The organism is Elioraea tepidiphila DSM 17972, assembly GCF_000378465.1.
Lineage (GTDB): Bacteria > Pseudomonadota > Alphaproteobacteria > Acetobacterales > Acetobacteraceae > Elioraea > Elioraea tepidiphila.
On the sequence record NZ_KB899922.1, the window covers coordinates 1 to 18,810 of the forward strand.

Consider the following 18,810-nt stretch of genomic DNA (forward strand, 5'->3'; position numbering starts at 1 on the left):
ACTCCAGCCATGATCGGCTCCCCAAAGCCGATCCCTCATGAATCACGCAAAAGCCGACAGGGGAATCCGAAATCGGCAGCCCCCCCGCATGTTTCTGCCAAAGTCGTGCTAGCGATGAACCCACGCGGCGAGGTCATGCTCCTGCTACGCCGCATCACACGTTCCGCATGAGAGTCAAAATAGACTTTCACACCGCCCCGGCCTGCTCCATCATCGCGACGTCCAGCAGACGCTCCAGCACCTCCGGCTCCTGCGCCCCAGCGATCGCGTGCCGACCGGCGACCACGAAACAGGGCACGCCGTTGATGCCCAGACGGTGCGAGCGCAGGTTCTCCACCAGCACCGCCTCGGTGTCCTCGCCCGACGCGAGGAACGCGGCCGCGCCGTGCGCATCGAGCCCCGTCTCGATCGCCACCTGCACCAGCGTGATGCGGTCGCCGATGTCGCGCGCCTCGGCGAAATGGGCGGTGAACAGCGCCTCCACCACCTCCGCCGCCCGGCCCTCGCGCGCGGCGAAGCGCACCAAGCGATGCGCGTCCACGGTGGCGGGGGTGCGCAGGATGCGCTCGAACCGGAAGGCGATGCCCTCGGCCCGGCCGACATCGGCGATCGCGGCGTGCAGCCGGCGGGCCCGGTCCTCGCCGCCGAACTTGCGCTGGATGTAGTCGGCATGCGCCATGCCGCGCGCGGGCATGTCGGGGTTCAGCAGGAAGGGCTGGAACGTCAGGTCGGCCGCGAGGTCGGGCCGGAGCGCCAGCGTGCGGGTGAGGCGGCGCAGCCCGATCCAGCACCACGGGCAGACCAGGTCGAACACCACCTCGACGGCGAGGCGCACCGGCGGCCGGGCAAGCATGTTCATGGCGGCGACGATAGCCGAAAGGGGGCAGGGGGCACCATGTCGGCGAGGCCCTGCATGCAACGGTCCGTTAAGCCAATGCGGCGATGGTGCCCGACGAACGACCTAATTTCTTGGAGCAAACCAATGGGCTTTCTCGCCGGTTTCCGGATTGGGCCTCGCCTCTATCTCTCCCTCGTGCTGCTCGGCCTGGTGGCCGTCGGCAGCGTCGTCGCCAGCCTGAGCGCGCTCCGCGCCTATGACCGGACCGTGGTCGCGGTGCAGAACGCGGCCGAACGGACGCAGCTGGCCGAGCGGGTGAACGGCCTCGTCTACGCCGTAGTGATGGACAGCCGCGGCGTCTACATGTCGGCCGACACCACCCGCGCGAAGCCCTTCGCCGACGGGATCCGGCGCTTCGTCGCCGCGATCGAGAAGGATGTCGCGCGCTGGGAGACGCTGCTGCCCGCCAGCCAGCGCGACGCCTTCGCCGGCGTGAAGTCCGGCGCGGCGGACTTCATCCGCCTGCGCACCGAGCTTGCCCGGCTCGGCACCGAGGAGAGCATCGAGGCCGCCAACCGGATCGGCAACAACGACGAGAACCGGCGCAACCGCCAGGGCTTCAACGCGGCCCTCGACCGGGTGGCGCAGACGACCGCGGCCGAGGTCGAGGCCCTGACGGCCGAGGTCGATGGCCTGTTCGACCGGCTCGCGCTGTGGCTCGCGGTCGGCACCGGCGCGGGGCTTGCGTTCGCCGCCCTGCTCGCCTGGCTGCTGGTGAGCCGCACCGTGGTGCGCCCGCTCGACGCCGTGACGGCGGCGCTCGGCACGCTGTCCGAGGGGCGGACCGACGTGGTGGTCCCCGGCGCCGAGCGGCGCGACGAGCTCGGACGGCTTGCCCAGACGGCCGAGCGGTTCCGCGCGGCGCTGGTCGAGCGTGCGGCGATGGAGCAGGCGCGGCTCGATGAGGCGAAGGCCAAGGAGGCCCGGGCCGCGGCGATGGCCGCGCAGGTCAGCGCCTTCGACGGCACGGCGTCGGGCCTGCTGCGCGGGCTCTCGGAGGCTGCGGCGCGGCTCGATGCGGCGGTGACGGCGATGCGCCACGTGGCCGAGGTCTCGGCCCAGGGCTCGACGGCCGCGGCCGGCGCGGCCGAGGAGGCGTCGGCCAATGTGCAGACGGTCGCCTCGGCGGCCGAGGAACTCTCCGCCTCGATCGCCGAGATCACGCGCCAGGTCAGCGAGGCCGCGCGCATCGCCGGACGGGCGGTCGAGGAGGCACGGCGCACCGACGGCACGGTGCAGAGCCTGGCCGAAGGGGCGCGCCGGATCGGCGACGTGGTGCGGCTGATTAACGACATCGCCGGCCAGACCAACCTGCTCGCGCTGAACGCCACGATCGAGGCTGCGCGCGCCGGCGAGGCGGGCAAGGGCTTCGCCGTGGTGGCCTCCGAGGTGAAGAACCTCGCCTCGCAGACCGCCAAGGCGACCGAGGAGATCTCCGCGCAGATCGAGGGAATCCAGGGCGCGACGGATCAGGCCGTGGTCGCGATCAAGGGCATCGGCACGGTGATCGAGGAAATCGACCGGATCGCCGCCGCGATCGCGGCCGCGGTCGAGGAGCAGGGGGCCGCGACGCGGGAGATCGCGCGCAATGTCCAGCAGGCGGCCCAGGGCACCAGCGAGGTGTCGGCCCGCGTCGCCGATGTCGGCCGCGCCGGCCAGGAGGCCGAGACCCAGGCGGCCGGGGTCGATCAGGCGGCGCGCGCCGTCGCGACCTCCGCCGACGGCCTGCGCTCGGAGATCGACGCCTTCCTCGGGCGGATCAAGGCCGCCTGAGCGACGCGCCGGCCAGCATCAGCGCCAGACCGGTCGGCCGAGATTGATCTGACGGTTGTCGGTGAGTGCGCCGGCCGCAGCGCCGAGCGCGCCACCGACAACGGCCCCTTGCAGCAGGGTCGCACCGGTCACGGCGCCGACAGCGAGCCCGGCGCCGGCGCCGATCGCCGCGCCCGACAGCGCGCGGTCGCCGGTCGTGTTGCCGCAGGCGGCGAGGGTCAGTGCGGCGATCGCCAGGATGGCCATCCGGGGCATTCGTGGTCTCCGATTCGAATCGACGGTCTGCAAGACTAACTGGAGGTGTGGCGGGACAAAGGCAAGCCGCCACGGCCCTCGTCTACAGGACCCCGATCAGATAGAGCAGGATGATCACGGGCAGGGGCACCCCCACGAGCCAAAGCACTACGCCGCGCATCTCGCACCTCCGACGCCGTTCCGCTGGGTGCAGAACGTGACGGGGCGGGGCCGGTTCCTCAGGCGCGGCGCAGCCGGCCGAGCAGGCCGAACGGATCCGGCAGGCGCGCGGCAAGATCGGCGAACCGCCGTTGCACCTTCGGGATCAGCATCAGCGCCTCGATGCGGCGATCGAGGAAGCGGAGCGTTGCCTCCGCCTCGAGACTGTCGTCACGCAGCCAATACAGAATGGTCGCGCTGTAGATCGCGGCCAGGCTGGCGCGCTTGGTGTACCAGGAGAAGTCGGTCGAGCGGTCGCCGATCGCGACCCAGATCGCATCGACCGTGCGCGCGGTGATGCGCGCGGCGGCGGGCGCATTCTGCGGCAGGGCGAGCAGGGCGGTCGCGCGCGCCACCGCTTCCTTCCGCCCGGCATTCTGGTCCAGCCGGATGCGGATCGCCGCGGTCACGCGGTCACGGATGCGCATGGACGCGAGATCGAGCCGGCTCACCTCCTCCGCCATCCGCCGGTCGGCGAGATCGCACCAGACCTCGATCGCCTCGACCGGGCCGCCGGGGAACAGCAGGCCGAGATCGGCCGGATCGAACCCGGCATCGGCGAGCCCCGCCCGCAGTGCCTTGCTGGTCCACCCATCCAGCGGCACGTGCGGCAGCGCCGCCTCGACCGTCCGGTCGCGTTCCTCGCTGCGCTCGATCGCTCCCATCGCCCGTTCCCCTCGTGTCAGCCGTCGCGCCCGCCGGCCTTCGGCGCCTGTGCGGCCGCGTGAGCCGCGCGCGCGATCTCGTCGGTGAAGCCGAACAGCGCGAAATCGTCCATCCGCATCGGATAGAGAATGCCGTCCAGGTGGTCGAACTCGTGCTGCACCACGCGGGCATGGAAGCCCGTCACCGTGCGGTCGATGCGATTGCCCTCGAGATCGAGGCCGCGGTAGCGGATGCGCGCCGGCCGCGGCACCGCCCCGCGCAGCCCGGGGATCGACAGGCAGCCTTCCCAGGCGACGTCCACCTCCTCGCCGGCGGGCTCGACCTCGGGGTTGATCAGCACCTGCACGCCGAGGCCGGTGGGCAGGTCCTCGGGCGAGTCGGTCAGGCGCTCGGGCCGGCAGCGGAAGATGAACAGCCGGAGCGGCACGTGCACCTGGGGCGCGGCCAGCCCGGCCCCGTCGGCGTCCAGCAGCGTGTCCACCATGTCCGCGACCAGACGACGAAGCTCGGGCGCGGCGGGGTCATCGACCGGCGCGGCCCGGGTCAGCAGGACGGGATGCCCCATGCGGGCGATCTTCAGGATGGCCATGCGGAGGTCCGACGCGGTTTCCCCACAGATAGGGCCGATCCCGCGGCCGGCAAAGCGCCGCGTTCGGCCTTTCGCGCCGCTTGCGCCTGTGCTATCCAGATCACCCCCGAGCCGGCCTCCGGCTCGGGCCTGTTTTTGTGCCCGCAGGTGATCCCACTCCCGGGAAGGGCATGAGAGCGAATGGAGGGTGTCTGCACGTGCAGGTTCTGGTTCGTGACAACAACGTCGATCAGGCGCTGAAGGCGCTGAAGAAGAAGATGCAGCGCGAGGGCATCTTCCGCGAGATGAAGCTCCGCCGCCACTACGAGAAGCCGTCCGAGCGCCGCGCGCGCGAGGAGGCCGAGGCCGTGCGCCGCGCCCGCAAGCTGGAGCGCAAGCGGCTGGAGCGTGAGGGGTTCTGAACCCACTAGCCGGGGTGGCACGCCACCCCCAAGCGTTGAGGACAACCGCGGTTCGGGCTGGCCCGGGACCGCGGTTCGGTTTTCCGGGCCTGGCGGTTCCTGGGCAGTGATGCGGCATCGATGGGTGTGATCCGCGCGATTGTTGCAGCGATCTGGGGTCTGATCCGCTGGCTCGGCCCAGTGACGCTGCTGCTGCTCATGCCGTGGCGCTGGTTCCGCCGCCGCCCCGCGGCCGCGCCGGCCTTGGCTGCCGCGCCGGAGGTGCAGGCCGGGCCGGAGGTCGAGGACACCTGGCCCGAGATGCCGCGCACCGGCCGCCCGGGCACCGCCACCGACGAACAGGTCGAGGCGCTGATGGCGCTGCGGGTCGTACCCGCCCCGCCCTGCCGCGACCTGCACGACTACTCGCGCGAGGAGGCGGCCGCGATCCTCGACGCGATCGCCTTCGCGCGCGAGGTCGCCTCCCAGGTGACCGGCGGCGAGGACGAGGAGGCGCCGCCGGAGGCGTTCACCGCGCTCCTGAATGACCTCGTCGCCGAGACGCTGTCGGACGACGAGCTGCGCAGTTTCGCGCTGCGCTGGGCGAAGAGCGGCAAGCCGACGCCGATCCGCGAGAACACCACCTTCGACAAGGCGCGCGCGGTGGTGCTGCGCTACTGGCAGCCGCACGAGACGGCTAGCTGAGCAGCACGAGCCGCGCCGGGCCCTCGGCCGGAATCCAGACCACGGCGTTCTGGGCGAAGGCACGGCCGAGTGCCGCCGCCTGCACCGGCGCGTCGAGCGCCACCAGCAGCGACGGCTCGGGCGTCCACGCGCCGGCATCGTCACCGCCCGCGCCCTCGCGACAGGGCCAGCCTCGCGCCGCAACATGCGCGCGCAGCCGCGCCATCGCGGCGCTGTTCGCAGCTTCGTCCTGACGCTGCCCGCGCGGGTTGCAGGCCGTGACGAACGCAGCCCCCGCGCATCCGATGCCGCGAAGCCATGCCTGGGTGCGCGGTGCGGGCGCGCCGATCCGGATCGTTTCCGGCCCGTCCGGATGCGCGATGCGGTACCACGCCGCGCGATAGGCGGCGATCAGCGCCGCGGGCAGGGTGGAGCGGTGCGCCGGAACGCCGCCCGCGCTAGCATCCACATCGTGCTGTCGATCCTCGCCAACCGGGTCTATCGCCGCCTCCTGCTCGCCCAGATCGCGTCGCTGCTCGGCACCGGGCTCGCGACCGTGGCGCTCGCGCTCGTCGCGCACGATCTCGCCGGACCCCGTGCGGCCTCCGTGCTCGGCACCGCGCTCGCGATCAAGATGCTCGCCTATATCGCGATCGGTCCCTGGGCCGCCTCGCTCGCCGGCATCGCCGATCGCCGCCGGCTGCTGGTGGCGCTCGATCTCGTGCGCGTCCCGCTCGCCCTGGCCCTGCCGTTCGTGTCCGCCGAGTGGCATGTCTACCTCCTGATCGGGCTGCTCCAATCGGCCTCGGCGCTGTTCTCGCCCACCTTCCAGGCGACCATCCCCGACATCCTGACCGACGAGCGCGACTACACCCGGGCGCTGTCGCTGTCGCGGCTGGCCTATGATCTGGAGGCGCTCGCCAGCCCCGCCATCGCGGCGGCGTTGCTCACGGTCGTGACGTTTCATGCGCTGTTCGCGGGCACGGCCGTTGGCTTCATCGCCTCGGCGCTGCTGGTGCTGTCGGTGCGACTGCCCTCGCCGCAGCCGTTGACCGACCGGGGATGGCTCGCCCGGGCGAAGGTCGGCTTCGTCGTCTTCGCGCGCACGCCGCGGCTCAGGGGATTGATGGCGCTGAACCTCGCCGTCGCCGCGCCCGGCGCGATCGTGCTGGTCGATACGGTGCTGGCCGTGCGCGAGGTGCTCGCCCGGCCCGAGCAGGAGGTGGCCGTGGCCCTGGCCTGTTTCGGCGCGGGCTCCATGGCGGCCGCGCTCGTGCTGCCGCGCCTGCTCGATCGCGTCTCCGACCGCATCGTGATGATCGGCGGCGGCGTCGCCGCGCCGCTGGTGCTCGCGGCACTGGCCGTCCTGCCGCCGCGCTGGTCGACGCTGCTGATCGCCTGGACCCTGATCGGCCTCTGCTACGGCGCGCTGTTGACGCCCACCGGGCGGTTGCTGCGACGCTCCGCCGCGCCGCGCGACCGTCCCGCGCTGTTTGCCGCGCAGTTCGCGCTCAGCCATGCCGCCTGGCTGGTCACCTACCCGCTGGCGGGCTGGACCGCGACGCAGGGCGGATTGCCGGTGGCGTTCGTGGTGCATGGCGCGATCGGTCTTGCCGCCGCCCTGGCCGCGGCGGTGCTGTGGCCCGCGCGTGATCCGGTCGCCGTCGAGCACGAACACGATCTGCCGCCCGATCATCCGCATCTGGCCGGCGGAGCCGTGCGGCACAGCCATGCCTACGTGATCGATGCCCTGCATCCGCGCTGGCCACGCCCACGGTGACCCAAGGCCGCGTCCCACTTCCGGGACGGCCCGGGTTGCCCCTCGCGTCGCGCCGCAGCATGATCACACCGAGGTGAGGCAATCCAACGGGGGATGAACCGTGACGACACGACGTGCAGTGGTGCTGGCGGCCGCGGCGGCGATCGCGCTCGGCGGGCCGGCGAAGGCGCAGACCTACGAGATGGTGGCCGGCGCGCTCGGCGGCGGCTGGTACACGATGGCGACCGGGCTCTCGCAGATCCTGCAGGAGAACGTGCCCGGCCTGACCATCCGCGTGGTGCCGGGCGGCGGGCTCGGCAACCCGACCCGGGTGCAGAACGGCATCAGCCAGATCGGCTTCGGGCTCGACTTCCTGGTCTCCTCGGCGATCAAGGGCGAGGAGCCGTACCGCGCGCCGCACGACAAGATCTCCCATATCGGCGTCGGCTGGAGCCCGACCGAGCATCACATGCTGCGGCGGACCGACGAGGGTCCGTCGGACATGAAGGCGATCCTGACCATGCGCGGCTTGCGCATCGGCGCGCCGCAGGGCACCTCGTCCGACACGCTGACGCTGATCCACATCCTCCGCCATCTCGGTACGAGCTTCGACAAGATCCGTGCCGATGGCGGCCGCGTGGTGCAGGGCAGCTACACCGACATCGCCAACGCCTTCATGGACGGGCAGGTGGACTATCTCTACGTCGCGCTCGCCAGGCCGGCGGCGATGGTGAACGAGATCGTGCGCGGCCGGCGCCCGGCCACGCTGGTCGCCTTCCCGCAGGACATCCGCGACCATCTCTCGCAGACCTACGGCTTCAGCCAGGGCGTGATCCCGGCCGGGACCTATCCCGCACCGATGCAGACCGCCGAGGTGCCGGTCACGACCATGGACACGGTGCTGGTGGTGCCGACCGCCATGCCGGAGCAGGTCGTGTACAACATGATCAAGGCGGTGATCGCGAATCGCGAGCGTCTCGGCGGCATCCATCCCTCGATGGCCGCGTTCAACCCGGCGGTGGCGTGCAAGTATCCCGGCGCGCCGATCCATCCGGGGGCGCGCCGCGCCTTCGCCGAAGCCGGCTGCACGCTCTGACGGCGGCGGGTTCGATCGGCGGGCCGGGAGCGATCCCGGCCCGTCCCTGTTCGTGACGGCTCGGGCATGCGCGAGCTCGCGGGTCCCTGGCAGCCGCTGATCGCGCTCTACGCGGCGCTGGTCGGCTTCGCGCATTTCTGGCTCGGCGGCGCCGGGCTGATGGAGCTGGTCGCGCGCGAGGCGTTCGGCGCCGGGCGCTGGACGCAGGACGTGTTCCTGGTGCTGGAGCCGCTGCAGATGCGCGGCTTCCATCTGCTCACCCTGCTGCCGCTCATCTTCGTCATCCACCCCGCGCGGCCGGGCGCGAGTCCCGCCCGCCGGCCGAGCCTGCCGGATCTCGTGCTCGCTTCCCTCTCCGCCGCGGCGAGCCTCTACTTCCTCGCCCACGCGCAGCAGATCAACGCGCGCATGGAGTTCATCGATCCGCTGACCGGGCTCGAATGGTGGCTCGGCGTGATCGCCGTGGTGACGCTGCTGGAGGCGATCCGGCGCGCGGTGGCACCGATCCTCGCCGGCATCGTCATCGTCTCGCTGCTCTACATGTATGTCGGGCAGTGGATGCCGGGCGTGTTCAATACGCGCCCGTTCAGCGTCGCGATGATCATCGAGACGGTCTACATCGTGCCGATCGTCGGCGGCATCTTCGGGCCGCTCACGGGCATCGTCGCCGGCACGATCGCGATGTTCATCCTGTTCGGTGCCTTCGTGCAGGGCTCGGGCACGGGGCGGCTGTTCTCCAACTTCGGCGCCGCCGTCGCGGGGCGCTTCGCGGGCGGACCGGCCAAGGTGTCGGTGATCACCTCGGGCCTGTTCGGCACGATGAGCGGCTCGACCGTCTCGAACGTTGCCACCACCGGCTCGATCACCATCCCGATGATGAAACGGCTTGGCTACGCGCCGGCCGTCGCCGGCGGTATCGAGGCTGCGGCGAGCACCGGGGGCGCGATCATGCCGCCGGTGATGGGCGCGGCCGCCTTCGTGATGAGCGAGATCACGAACATCCCCTATGGAGACATCATCGTCACGGCGGCGATCGGCGCGGTGCTCTACTTCTTCGCGATCTTCGTCTCGGTCCATTTCGAGGCGAAACGGCTCGAGCTTGCCGCGATGGAGTCGGACACCATCCCGCCCTGGCGCGAGGTGGCGCGCGATTCCCATCTGATCCTGCCGATCGCGGTGCTGGTGTGGCTCCTGGTCGAGCGCTGGTCGGGCAACTTCGCCGCCTTCGCCGCGACCACGCTGATGATGGTCTGCGCGAGCCTGCGCTCGCACACGCGCATGGGGCCGCGCGCGATCATCGACGCGTTCGGCAACGGCGCGCGCACCATGGCAGTGCTGGCGGCCGCGGTCGCCGGTGCCGGGATCATCACCTCGGCGCTGACGGTCACCGGGCTGGTGGTGGCGTTCGGCGGCATCGTGAAGGGGCTCGCCGGCGGCAGCCTGGCCCTGCTTTGCCTGCTGCTCATGCTGACCGCGCTGATCCTCGGCATGGGCGTGCCGACCACGCCGGCCTACATCATCACGGCCGCGCTCGGCAGTCCGGTGCTGCAGGAATACGGCGTCGATCTGCTGCCCGCGCACCTGTTCATGTTCTACTTCGCGGTGCTTGCGGACGCGACACCGCCGGTTGCGGTCGCGTCCTATGCCGCGGCGGCGATCGCGGGCGCGAACCCGATGGCGACGGCGGTGCAGGCGCTGCGCTTCGCGCTGGCGGGTTTCGTGGTCGGTTACGCCTTCATCTACGACCAGGGCATCATCTGGCGCGGCGGCATGGTCACCGTGATCGAGGACACGGTGACGCTGATCGCGGCGCTCACCCTGGTCGGCGCGGCGTTCGGCGGATTCCTGCGCACGCGGCTCTCCGGCCCCGCGCGCGTCATTGCGCTTGCGTCCGGCCTGTTCGCGGCGTTCGGCCACATGGTCTCCGACCACGTTCGGCTCGGCTTCGTGCTCGCCGTGTTGGCCCTGTTCTGGTTCGTCCCACGCCTTTTTGCCGCGCGCGAGGAGCGCCATGCCTGATCGGATCGAACGGCTCCAGGTCGTCCGCATCGACAGCGGGATCGCGATGCGGCGCGCGCACGGCTCCGGCGAGATCGCGCGGCGCGTCGGCCGGGTGATCGTGCGCATCCTGACGGCGGACGGCATCGAGGGGCTCGGCGAGGCAGCCCCCTGGGCGCCGTTCGGCAACACCGCCGACACCACGGCAGCGGCGATCGACGGCGCCCTGCGCGCGGTGCTGGAGGGCGCGGACGTCACGCGCATCGCCGCGCTCGCCGACGCCATGGACTACGCGCTGATGGGGCACCCGGAGGCGAAGGCCGCCGTCGAGATGGCGCTCTGGGACATCGCCGGACGGCGCGCCGGCCTGCCCGTGCACGCGCTGCTGGGCGGAGCGGTGCGCGAGACCATCCCGCTGTCGTTCTCGATCGCCGACCCCGACTTCGCCGCCGATCTCGACCGCGCCCGCGCAATGGTCGCGGAGGGGATCGGAATCTTCAAGGTCAAGACCGGCTTCCTCACCCACGCCGATGATCTCGACCGTCTCGCGGCCCTGCGCGAGACCTGCCCCGCCGCCGATATCCGCGCCGACTACAACCAGGGGCTCGCGCCCGAGGAGGCGCTGCGCTTCTGCCGGGACCTTGACGCGCTCGAGCTCGGCTTCATCGAACAGCCCGTGCGCCGCGGCCAGGAGCGCGTGCTGGCGATGATCGCGGCCGCGCTCGACACGCCGGTGATGGCCGACGAGAGCGTCTATTCCGCGCGCGAGATGCTCGACTGCGCGCAGGCCGGCTGGGCCGACTGCGTCTCGATCAAGCTGATGAAGACGGGTGGCATCCTGCGTGCGCGCGAGGCCGATGCGGTCGCCGCCGCTGCCGGGATGCCGACCTATGGCGGCACGCTGTGGGAGGGCGGGATCGCGCTCGCCGCCGCCGCCCATCTGATCGCCGCCGCGCCCAACATCCGGCTCGGCTGCGAGTTCTACATGCCGCGCTACGTGTTCGCGCGCGACGTCACCGCCGAACCCTTCCCCTATGAGGCCGGTGCCGTGCGCGTGCCGAACGAACCCGGGCTTGGCGTGGCCCTGGACGAGGATGCGCTGGAGGCGGACCTGGTCGCCTCGCGCGGCTGACCGCTCAGAACAGCCGTCCGCCGTTCGGCACCGGGAAGTCGGGGCGGATCAGCACCACGCCGCCGTTCTCGTCCGGGAAGCCGAGGACCAGGAACTGGCTCTCGAACTCGGCGATGCGCTTGGGCGGGAAGTTCACCACGCCCGCGACCTGCCGGCCGATCAGCGCATCGGGCTTGTAGTGCACCGTCAGCTGCGCCGAGGTCTGACGCGTGCCGATCGGCGCGCCGAAATCGACCCAGAGCTTGAGCGACGGCTTGCGCGCCTCCGGGAAGGGCTGCGCGTCCACGACCGTGCCGACGCGGATCTCCACCCGCGCGAAATCCTCCCAGGCGATCGTCTCGGCCATGCGCTCCTCCCCGACTCGGCGCCGCTATCCATAGCGCGCGCATCGCGTGCTGTCTTGACGGCCCGGGCATTCGCGCGTGCCGTGTCCGCAGCGACGAAGGAGAGACGCATGACGGCGATCGGGTTCCGCCTCCACGGCAGGCGCGCGCTGGTCACTGGGGCGAGCCGGGGCATCGGCCGCGCGACGGCCGAGGCGCTGGCCGCGGCCGGCGCGGCGGTGACGCTCGCGGCCCGCGCCGCGGCCGAGCTCGCGGAGGGCGTGGCGGCGATCCGCGCGGCCGGCGGGCAGGCGGAGATGCTGGTGCTCGACGTCACCGATACGGCGACCGCGAAGGCGCGCATCGCCGAGACGGGCCCCTACGACATCCTGGTCAACAACGCCGGCATCAACCGCCCGAAGCCGTTCCTGGAGATGGACGAGGCCACCTTCGACGCGCTCTACGACGTCAATGTGCGCGCGGCCTACTTCGTCGCCCAGGCGGTGGCGCGCGGCATGGTCGCCGGTGGCAAGGCCGGGGTGATCGTCAACGTGTCGTCGCAGATGGGCGTGGTCGGCGGCCCGAACCGCACCGTCTATTGCGGTACCAAGCACGCGGTCGAGGGCATGACCAAGGCGATGGCGCTGGAACTCGCGCCGCGCGGCATCCGCGTGGTGACGATCGCCCCGACCTTCGTCGAGACCGCGCTCGCGGCCAGGGCCTTCGCCGATCCGGCGACACGCGCCGACATCCTAGCCCGCATCCCGATGGGCCGGCCGGCGACGGTCGAGGAGGTCGCGGCCTCCGTGGTCTATCTCTGTTCCCCGGCCGCCGGCATGGTCACCGGGACGCACCTGCTGGTGGACGGCGGCTGGACCGCCCAGTAGCCCCGTGGCATCACGGCGCAACGCCGTCAGGGGAGAGATCATCGGGCAATGGCCGTTTCGTCCTCCGAGACCAGGATTCCGACCACGCCCAGCTTCCGGCTGGACGGCAAGCGCGCGCTGGTGACCGGCGCCTCGCGCGGCCTCGGCCGGGCGATCGCGATCGCCTTCGCCGAAGCGGGCGCCGAGGTGGTGCTGGCCGCGCGCGCCAAGGACGAGATGGATGCGACGGTCGCCGCGATCGCCGGGCGCAGCCTGCCCAAGGCGGTCGCGGTGGCGCTCGACGTGACCGACCGTGCCGCCGTCCGGCGCGTGGTGGCCGAACACGGCCCGTTCGACGTGCTGCTGAACAACGCCGGCACCAACATCCGCGAGCCGTTCCTGGAGCTGAACGACGCCTCCGTCGATGCGCTGCTCGATCTGAACATCCGCGCCGCGGTGACGGTCGCGCACGCGGTGGCGCAGGGCATGGTCGCGGCCGGCAAAGGCGGCGCGATCATCAACCTCTCCTCGGTGAACGGCCATGTCGCCGGCGTGAACCGCTCGATCTACACCGCGACCAAGCACGCGCTCGAAGGGTTGACCAAGGCAATGGCGGTGGAGCTCGGCCCGCACGGCATCCGCGTGAACGCGATCTGTCCGACCTTCATCGAGACGCCGCTGACCGTCGGGCTGCTGAGCGACGAGACGGTGATGGCGCGCAGCATCCGCGCGATCCCGCTCGGCCGGATCGGCCAGGTGGAGGACGTGATGGGAGCGGCCGTGTTCCTCGCCTCGCCGGCGGCGGCGCTGATCAACGGCGCCAGCCTGCTGATCGATGGCGGCATGACCTGCCTGTAAGCGCGGCCGAAACGGAGAGACCGATGCGCGATTTCCACTTCCCTGGCCGCAGCCCCGCCCGCGGGGTGAACGGCATGGCCGCGACCTCGATGCCGGTCGCGACCCTCGCCGCACTCGACATCCTGCGCGCGGGCGGCAATGCGCTCGACGCCGCGGTCGCGGCCTGCGCCGTGCTCTGCGTGGTCGAGCCGCAATCCACCGGCATCGGCGGTGACTGCTTCTGCCTCTACGCGCCGACCGGCTCGAACGACGTGATCGCCATGAACGGCTCGGGCAAGGCGCCCGCAGCCGCCACCATCGACTGGTTCGAGGCGCAGGGCATCACGGCGCTCGATCCGCTGAGCCCGCATGTCGTGACGATCCCCGGCGCCGTGCGCGCCTGGGAGGCGCTGCTCGCCAGGCACGGCCGCAAAGGGCTCGATGAGGTGCTGCAGCCGGCGATCCGCCTCGCCGAGGAGGGGCATCCGGTGCACGACCGCACGGCGAGCGACTGGGCATCGTCGCGCGACAAGCTCGCCGCCGATCCGGACAGCCGGGTGAAGTTCCTGCGCAACGGCGCGCCCCTGAAGGCGGGCGAGGTGTTCCGCCAGCCCGAACTTGCGGCGACGCTGCGCGCGATCGCGAAGAACGGGTCGAAGGCATTCTACGAAGGCCCGATCGCGGCCGACATGGTGGCCAAGCTGCGCAGCCTCGGCGGCCTGCACACCGAGGAGGATTTCGCCAACGCGACGGCCGAGTTCGTCACCCCCATCCGCGGCACGTTCCGCGGCTACGAGGTGGTGCAGTGCCCGCCCAACGGCTCGGGGCTGATCGCGCTCATGCTGCTCGGCGTGCTCGACCGGCTGGAGCCGGCCGCCCTGCCGATGTCGGCCGAGCGTTGGCACACCGCGATCGAGGCGGGGCGGCTCGTCTATCGCGACCGCGACGCCTTCCTCGCCGACCCCGCGCAGGTGGAGGTCGAGGTCGCGCGCCTGCTCTCGCCGGATTATCTCGACGCGCTCGCGCGCACGATCGACCCCGAGCGGGCGATGCGCGAACTCCCGCCCGCCGGCATGGCCGAGATCCTGCCCGCCCACGCCGACACCGTTTATCTCTGCGTGGTCGACGGCGACGGCAATGCGGCGAGCTTCATCAACTCGCTGTTCGAGGGGTTCGGCTCGGGCATCCTTGCGCCGAAATCCGGTGTGATGCTGCACAACCGAGGCTTCGGCTTCCGCGTTCAGCGCGGCCACCCGAACTGCATCGCGCCCGGCAAGCGGCCGATGCACACGATCATCCCCGGCATGGTGATGAAGGACGGCCGCGCCGTGATGCCCTACGGCGTGATGGGCGGCCACTACCAGCCCTTCGGCCATGCGAGCGTGCTCGCAAACATGTTCGATCACGGCATGGACGTGCAGGAGGCGATCGACGCGCCGCGGCTCTTTCCACGCTCAGGCGAGGTGCAGGTCGAGCGCGGCATTCCCGCCGCGACGGTCGATCGGCTCGCGCGCATGGGCCACACGCCGAAGCTGGTCGAGAAGCCGCATGGCGGCGGCCAGGCGATCTGGATCGATCACAGGAACGGCTCGCTCGTGGCCGGGTCCGATCCGCGCAAGGACGGCTGCGCGATGGGGTTCTGAATGCCGCTCCGCGCCTGGCAGGGTGACATCACCACGCTCGATCTCGACGCGATCGTGAACGCGGCGAACGAGCATCTGCTGCCGGGCGGCGGGGTGTGCGGCGCGATCCACCGCGCCGCGGGGCCGGAACTGTGGGAGGCGTGCCGGCCGCTCGCGCCTGTGCGCACGGGCGGTTCCCTGCGCAACCCGGCCGCCTATTGCGGCATCGTCGGCTTCCGGCCGACCCCGGGCCTCGTGCCGTCGGAGAAGCGCGGCCTTGGCTGGACGCCGCTCTCCGTGCTCGGCCCGATGGCGCGCAACGTGCCCGATCTGGCGCTGATGCTCTCGGCCATGGCGACGGACGATCCGCGCGATCCGCTCTCCTGCCCGGTCGATGCGACGTCGTTCTATCCGCTCAGGGAGGTCGATCCCGGCACGCTGCGCGTCGCGGTGACCGAGGATTTCGGCTTCTGCCCGACCTCGCAGGAGGTGCGCGGGCTGTTCCGTGACCGCATCGGGCGCATCCGCCACCTGTTCGGGCAGGTCGCCGAGGCGAGCCCCGACATGAGCGGCGCCGACGACGCCTTCGCCGTGCTGCGCGCCGAAGGGGCGCTCGCCAAGCACCTGCCGGCCTATCGCACCCGGCGCCACATGCTCGGTCCGAACATCATCGCCAATGTCGAGGAGGGGCTGACCTATACGCTGGAGGATCACGCCCGCGCGCATGCCGCGCAGACCGCGATCGCGCGGCGCTTCCACGCCTTCTTCCAGGACCACGACCTGATCATCACGCCGGGCATGACGGTGCAGCCGCGGCCCTGGACCGAGCTTGCGCCGATGGAGATCGACGGGGTGAAGCTCCGCTCCTACTACCACTGGCTCGCGCTGCCCTATGCGGTGACGCTCGCCGGCCACCCGGCGATCATCCTGCCCTGCGGGCTGGACGCGAACGGCCTCCCCTTCGGCCTGCAGATCGTCGGGCCGCGGCGGGGCGACGCGTTCCTGCTCGCCGCGGCGGCGGCGATCGAGCGGGCGATGGCACGGACCGAGCGCTGCGCCCGGCCGCTGCCCGACCTCGAAGCGCTCGCCAAGGCGCCGCCGATCCACACCCTGCCAGGGGCCGACATGCTGGCGCATGTCGGGCGCGCAGCCTGACATTGCCCGACGCGCGCGCTACCCCCTAGACTCGTGCCATGAGCGAGACCGATCGAGGCCATCACGACATCGGCGGCGATCCCGCCGGCCCCGTGCCGCGCGCGGAGCACGCGCTCGCGCCGTGGGAGAAGGAGGTGGATGCGATCCGCTACGTGCTCGGCCAGAAGGGGCTGATGTCGGCGGACAAGCTGCGGCTCGGCATCGAACAGATGCCGGCCGAGGACTATCGCCGACTCAGCTACTACGAGCGCTGGCTGGCCAGCATCGCCTGGACCATGGAGAAGGACGGGGTGATCCCGCCCGGCTCCTTCGCCGCGCGCGTCGCCGAGCTCGAGGCGAAGCGGTGAGCGCGCGCTTCGCCCCCGGCGTGGCGGTGCGGGTGGCGCGCGAGCGCCCTGCGATCAGCCTCGGCCGGCAGCACATCCGCACGCCGCATTACGTGCGTGGGCTGACCGGCACGGTCGCCGAGGTGATGGGGCCGTTCCGCAACCCGGAGGGGCTCGCGGTCGGCGAGGACGGGCTGCCGATGCAGGTGCTGTATCGCGTCCGTTTCCCGCTCGGTGCGGTCTGGGACCGATACGAAGGCGATCCCGGCGACACGGTGGACATCGAGCTCTACGAGCACTGGCTGGAGCCGGCCCATGCCGCATGACGGTCCGCACCATCACCACGACCACGCGCCGGACGATCCGTCCTTCGCCTCGCGCTCGGCGATCGGCGCGCGCGCGCTGCGCGAGCTGCTTGAGGAAGCGGGCGTGCTCGCCCCGGGCGAGGTCGCGCGCCAGGTGGAGCGGATGGACACGATCACCCCCGCGCTCGGCGCGCAGGTGGTCGCGCGTGCCTGGGTCGATCCCGCGTTCAAGGCGCGGCTGCTCGCGGACGGCAGCGCGGCCGTGCGCGAGTTCGGCGTCGAGATGGGCGCGACCCCGCTGCATGTGGTCGAGAACACCGACACGATCCACAACATGATCGTCTGCACGCTGTGCAGCTGCTACCCGAAGCCGCTGCTCGGCATCCCGCCCGACTGGTACAAGAGCTTCGAATACCGCTCGCGCGCCGTGCGCGAGCCGCGCGTGGTGCTGGCCGAGTTCGGCGTTCGGCTGTCCGACAGCATGGCCGTTCGGGTGCACGACAGCACCGCGGATCTGCGCTATCTCGTGCTGCCGCGCCGGCCTGCGGGGACCGACGGGTGGGATGAGGCGCGGCTGGCGGAGATCGTGTCGCGCGACTGCATGATCGGCACGGCTCTGCCGAACGCATGAGCCGTTGAGAGCGAACAGGGGAGGTTCACGATGACCTTGACACGACGGAGCATGCTGGCGGCATCCGCCGCGGTGCCGCTGACGGGGCTCGCCGCGCCGGCGCTCGCGCAAACAGGGCCGATCCGGATCGGCATGATCACGACGCTGTCCGGGCCTGGAGCGGCACTCGGCAACGACATCCGCGACGGCTTCAACCTGGTCGTCAAGAACGCGTCCGGCCGGCTCGGTGGTCTGCCGGTCGAGGTCGTGATCGCCGATGACGGCCTGCGTCCCGAGAACGGCCGCGCGATCGCCGAGCGCATGGTGCGCCGCGATCGCATCCAGGTGCTGACCGGGATCGTGTTCTCGAACGTGATGCTGGCGGTCGCACCGGTGGTGCTGCCCGCCGCGACCTACATCAGCGCCAATGCCGGGCCGAGCCAGCTCGCCGGCGAGGGCTGCAACGCGAACTACTTCAACGTGGCCTGGCAGAACGACAACCTGCACGAGGCGGTCGGCCAGTACGTCACGCAGCAGAACAAGCAGCGCGCCTATATCCTCGCGCCGAACTATCCGGCAGGGCGCGATGCGCTGACCGGGTTCAAGCGCTTCTTCAAGGGCGAGGTGATCGCGGAGCAGTACACGCGGCTCGATCAGCTCGACTACGCGGCCGAGCTCGCGGCGATCCGCAACGCCAACCCCGAGGCCGTGTACATCTTCCTGCCCGGTGGCCTGGGCATCAACTTCATCAAGCAGTACGCGGCGGCGGGGCTGCGCGGGCGCGTGCCGCTCTACGGCCCGGGCTTCAGCTTCGACCAGGACGTGCTCCCGGCGGTGGGCGAGGACGCGCTCGGCTGCTTCAACTCGTCGCAATGGGCGCTCGACCTGCCGGTGCCGGCGAACCGCCAGTTCGTCGACACCTTCGAGCGCGAGTACGGGCGGCTGCCGAGCCTCTATGCCAGCCAGGGCTACGACGCGGCGCTGCTGATCGGCTCGGCGATCGCGGCGACGCGCGGGCGGGTGGGCGACCGGGCGGCCTTCGCCGCGGCGCTGAAGCGGGCGGACTTCCAGTCGGTGCGTGGTCAGTTCCGGTTCGGCAACAACAACCATCCGATCCAGACGATCTACATGCGCGAGGTGGTGAAGGACGAGCGTGGACGGATCGTCAACCGCACGATCGGCACGGCGTTCCAGGATCACCAGGACGCGTATGCGTCGCAGTGTAAACTGGCGTAAGAAGTCCCGGGGGGCCGCAAGGCCCCCCGGACCCCCCTGGAGGGCGCCCCTCCCGTTGGTCGGGGCGTGCGTCGCGACCAAAGGGAGCGACGCCCTGTGCAG

General features: G+C 71.4%; 20 protein-coding genes and 1 pseudogene. 15 read left to right on the forward strand and 6 right to left on the reverse strand.

Annotated elements, in window-relative coordinates:
* Positions 1-187: 187 nt before the first annotated feature.
* Complete coding sequence (locus tag F563_RS0111215) at positions 188-859, reverse strand: DsbA family oxidoreductase (protein WP_026299512.1); 672 nt, start codon at positions 857-859, stop codon at positions 188-190.
* A 762-nt stretch (positions 860-1,621) separates the two neighbouring features.
* Here F563_RS0111215 and F563_RS25970 point away from each other — a divergent pair.
* Positions 1,622-2,671 (forward strand): annotated as a pseudogene (locus tag F563_RS25970) (methyl-accepting chemotaxis protein); the annotation flags it as partial.
* An 18-nt stretch (positions 2,672-2,689) separates the two neighbouring features.
* On the opposite strand, the gene F563_RS0111225 reads toward F563_RS25970, so the two are convergent.
* The 3 genes from F563_RS0111225 to def form a co-directional block, all read right to left on the reverse strand.
* Positions 2,690-2,926: a hypothetical protein gene (locus F563_RS0111225; protein WP_026299513.1), complete on the reverse strand. Its 237-nt coding sequence runs from the start codon at positions 2,924-2,926 to the stop codon at positions 2,690-2,692.
* A 218-nt stretch (positions 2,927-3,144) separates the two neighbouring features.
* Complete coding sequence (locus F563_RS0111230) at positions 3,145-3,789, reverse strand: COQ9 family protein (RefSeq protein ID WP_019014775.1); 645 nt, start codon at positions 3,787-3,789, stop codon at positions 3,145-3,147.
* A 17-nt stretch (positions 3,790-3,806) separates the two neighbouring features.
* A complete protein-coding gene (gene def, locus F563_RS0111235; protein ID WP_019014776.1) occupies positions 3,807-4,379 on the reverse strand; it encodes a peptide deformylase in 573 nt (190 codons plus the stop codon).
* Between the two features lie 197 nt (positions 4,380-4,576).
* Here def and rpsU point away from each other — a divergent pair, with 197 nt between their 5' ends.
* Entirely contained in the window at positions 4,577-4,780 is a 204-nt protein-coding gene (gene rpsU / locus F563_RS0111240) for a 30S ribosomal protein S21 (protein ID WP_019014777.1), read from the forward strand.
* A 120-nt stretch (positions 4,781-4,900) separates the two neighbouring features.
* Entirely contained in the window at positions 4,901-5,464 is a 564-nt protein-coding gene (locus tag F563_RS0111245; protein WP_019014778.1) for a hypothetical protein, read from the forward strand.
* Here F563_RS0111245 and F563_RS25140 read toward each other — a convergent pair.
* Positions 5,457-5,912 (reverse strand): DUF3293 domain-containing protein, encoded by a 456-nt coding sequence (locus F563_RS25140; RefSeq protein WP_019014779.1) that lies wholly within the window; start codon positions 5,910-5,912, stop codon positions 5,457-5,459. The two genes, F563_RS0111245 and F563_RS25140, sit on opposite strands and share 8 nt — an antisense overlap.
* A gap of 3 nt (positions 5,913-5,915) precedes the next feature.
* Between F563_RS25140 and F563_RS0111255 the strand changes: the two genes are divergently transcribed.
* The 4 genes from F563_RS0111255 to F563_RS0111275 all read left to right on the forward strand — a co-directional run bounded on the left by F563_RS0111255 (position 5,916) and on the right by F563_RS0111275 (position 11,428).
* Positions 5,916-7,223 carry an MFS transporter gene (locus F563_RS0111255; protein ID WP_019014780.1) on the forward strand — a complete coding sequence of 436 codons (1,308 nt, stop codon included), beginning with the start codon at positions 5,916-5,918 and terminating at the stop codon, positions 7,221-7,223.
* 100 nt (positions 7,224-7,323) lie between these two features.
* Positions 7,324-8,298 carry a TAXI family TRAP transporter solute-binding subunit gene (locus F563_RS0111260; RefSeq protein ID WP_084596539.1) on the forward strand — a complete coding sequence of 325 codons (975 nt, stop codon included), beginning with the start codon at positions 7,324-7,326 and terminating at the stop codon, positions 8,296-8,298.
* 66 nt (positions 8,299-8,364) lie between these two features.
* Complete coding sequence (locus tag F563_RS22335; protein WP_019014782.1) at positions 8,365-10,317, forward strand: TRAP transporter permease; 1,953 nt, start codon at positions 8,365-8,367, stop codon at positions 10,315-10,317.
* Positions 10,310-11,428, forward strand: a complete 1,119-nt coding sequence (locus F563_RS0111275) for an enolase C-terminal domain-like protein (protein ID WP_019014783.1) — start codon at positions 10,310-10,312, stop codon at positions 11,426-11,428. Before F563_RS22335 ends, F563_RS0111275 begins: the two co-directional genes overlap by 8 nt.
* Positions 11,429-11,432: 4 nt before the next feature.
* On the opposite strand, the gene F563_RS0111280 is transcribed toward F563_RS0111275, so the two are convergent.
* Positions 11,433-11,774, reverse strand: a complete 342-nt coding sequence (locus F563_RS0111280) for a tRNA-binding protein (protein WP_019014784.1) — start codon at positions 11,772-11,774, stop codon at positions 11,433-11,435.
* A gap of 108 nt (positions 11,775-11,882) precedes the next feature.
* Between F563_RS0111280 and F563_RS0111285 the strand changes: the two genes are divergently transcribed.
* Genes F563_RS0111285 through F563_RS0111320 form a run of 8 tightly spaced genes read left to right on the forward strand, consistent with a single transcriptional unit; the run spans position 11,883 to position 18,708 of the window.
* Positions 11,883-12,638, forward strand: a complete 756-nt coding sequence (locus F563_RS0111285) for an SDR family NAD(P)-dependent oxidoreductase (protein ID WP_019014785.1) — start codon at positions 11,883-11,885, stop codon at positions 12,636-12,638.
* Between the two features lie 48 nt (positions 12,639-12,686).
* A complete protein-coding gene (locus tag F563_RS0111290) occupies positions 12,687-13,475 on the forward strand; it encodes an SDR family NAD(P)-dependent oxidoreductase (protein ID WP_019014786.1) in 789 nt (262 codons plus the stop codon).
* Positions 13,476-13,498: 23 nt separating this feature from the next.
* A complete protein-coding gene (gene ggt / locus F563_RS0111295; protein WP_019014787.1) occupies positions 13,499-15,097 on the forward strand; it encodes a gamma-glutamyltransferase in 1,599 nt (532 codons plus the stop codon).
* Positions 15,098-16,231, forward strand: coding sequence for an amidase family protein (locus F563_RS22340; protein ID WP_051089373.1), 1,134 nt, complete (start codon positions 15,098-15,100; stop codon positions 16,229-16,231). It abuts the gene before it with no gap.
* 38 nt (positions 16,232-16,269) lie between these two features.
* Entirely contained in the window at positions 16,270-16,578 is a 309-nt protein-coding gene (locus F563_RS25925) for an SH3-like domain-containing protein (RefSeq protein WP_019014788.1), read from the forward strand.
* Positions 16,575-16,883: an SH3-like domain-containing protein gene (locus tag F563_RS25930; RefSeq protein ID WP_019014789.1), complete on the forward strand. Its 309-nt coding sequence runs from the start codon at positions 16,575-16,577 to the stop codon at positions 16,881-16,883. The genes F563_RS25925 and F563_RS25930 overlap by 4 nt, the downstream gene beginning before the upstream one ends.
* On the forward strand, positions 16,873-17,493 hold the full coding sequence (nthA, locus tag F563_RS0111315) for a nitrile hydratase subunit alpha (RefSeq protein WP_019014790.1): 621 nt from the start codon (positions 16,873-16,875) through the stop codon (positions 17,491-17,493). The genes F563_RS25930 and nthA overlap by 11 nt, the downstream gene beginning before the upstream one ends.
* A 30-nt stretch (positions 17,494-17,523) precedes the next feature.
* Entirely contained in the window at positions 17,524-18,708 is a 1,185-nt protein-coding gene (locus F563_RS0111320) for an ABC transporter substrate-binding protein (protein ID WP_026299515.1), read from the forward strand.
* Positions 18,709-18,810: the final 102 nt, after the last annotated feature.

Excerpts from the sequence above, each read along its gene's own strand:
- F563_RS22335 (WP_019014782.1), top strand. The coding sequence starts at position 8,365 with ATGCGCGAGCTCGCGGGTCCCTGGCAGCCGCTGATCGCGCTCTACGCG.
- F563_RS0111290 (WP_019014786.1), top strand. The coding sequence starts at position 12,687 with ATGGCCGTTTCGTCCTCCGAGACCAGGATTCCGACCACGCCCAGCTTC.
- F563_RS0111225 (WP_026299513.1), bottom strand. The coding sequence starts at position 2,926 with ATGCCCCGGATGGCCATCCTGGCGATCGCCGCACTGACCCTCGCCGCC.
- F563_RS0111275 (WP_019014783.1), top strand. The coding sequence starts at position 10,310 with ATGCCTGATCGGATCGAACGGCTCCAGGTCGTCCGCATCGACAGCGGG.
- F563_RS0111320 (WP_026299515.1), top strand. The coding sequence starts at position 17,524 with ATGACCTTGACACGACGGAGCATGCTGGCGGCATCCGCCGCGGTGCCG.
- F563_RS0111245 (WP_019014778.1), top strand. The coding sequence starts at position 4,901 with ATGGGTGTGATCCGCGCGATTGTTGCAGCGATCTGGGGTCTGATCCGC.
- nthA (WP_019014790.1), top strand. The coding sequence starts at position 16,873 with ATGCCGCATGACGGTCCGCACCATCACCACGACCACGCGCCGGACGAT.
- F563_RS22340 (WP_051089373.1), top strand. The coding sequence starts at position 15,098 with ATGCCGCTCCGCGCCTGGCAGGGTGACATCACCACGCTCGATCTCGAC.
- F563_RS0111280 (WP_019014784.1), bottom strand. The coding sequence starts at position 11,774 with ATGGCCGAGACGATCGCCTGGGAGGATTTCGCGCGGGTGGAGATCCGC.
- F563_RS0111215 (WP_026299512.1), bottom strand. The coding sequence starts at position 859 with ATGAACATGCTTGCCCGGCCGCCGGTGCGCCTCGCCGTCGAGGTGGTG.
- F563_RS25925 (WP_019014788.1), top strand. The coding sequence starts at position 16,270 with ATGAGCGAGACCGATCGAGGCCATCACGACATCGGCGGCGATCCCGCC.
- def (WP_019014776.1), bottom strand. The coding sequence starts at position 4,379 with ATGGCCATCCTGAAGATCGCCCGCATGGGGCATCCCGTCCTGCTGACC.
- ggt (WP_019014787.1), top strand. The coding sequence starts at position 13,499 with ATGCGCGATTTCCACTTCCCTGGCCGCAGCCCCGCCCGCGGGGTGAAC.
- F563_RS0111230 (WP_019014775.1), bottom strand. The coding sequence starts at position 3,789 with ATGGGAGCGATCGAGCGCAGCGAGGAACGCGACCGGACGGTCGAGGCG.
- F563_RS0111285 (WP_019014785.1), top strand. The coding sequence starts at position 11,883 with ATGACGGCGATCGGGTTCCGCCTCCACGGCAGGCGCGCGCTGGTCACT.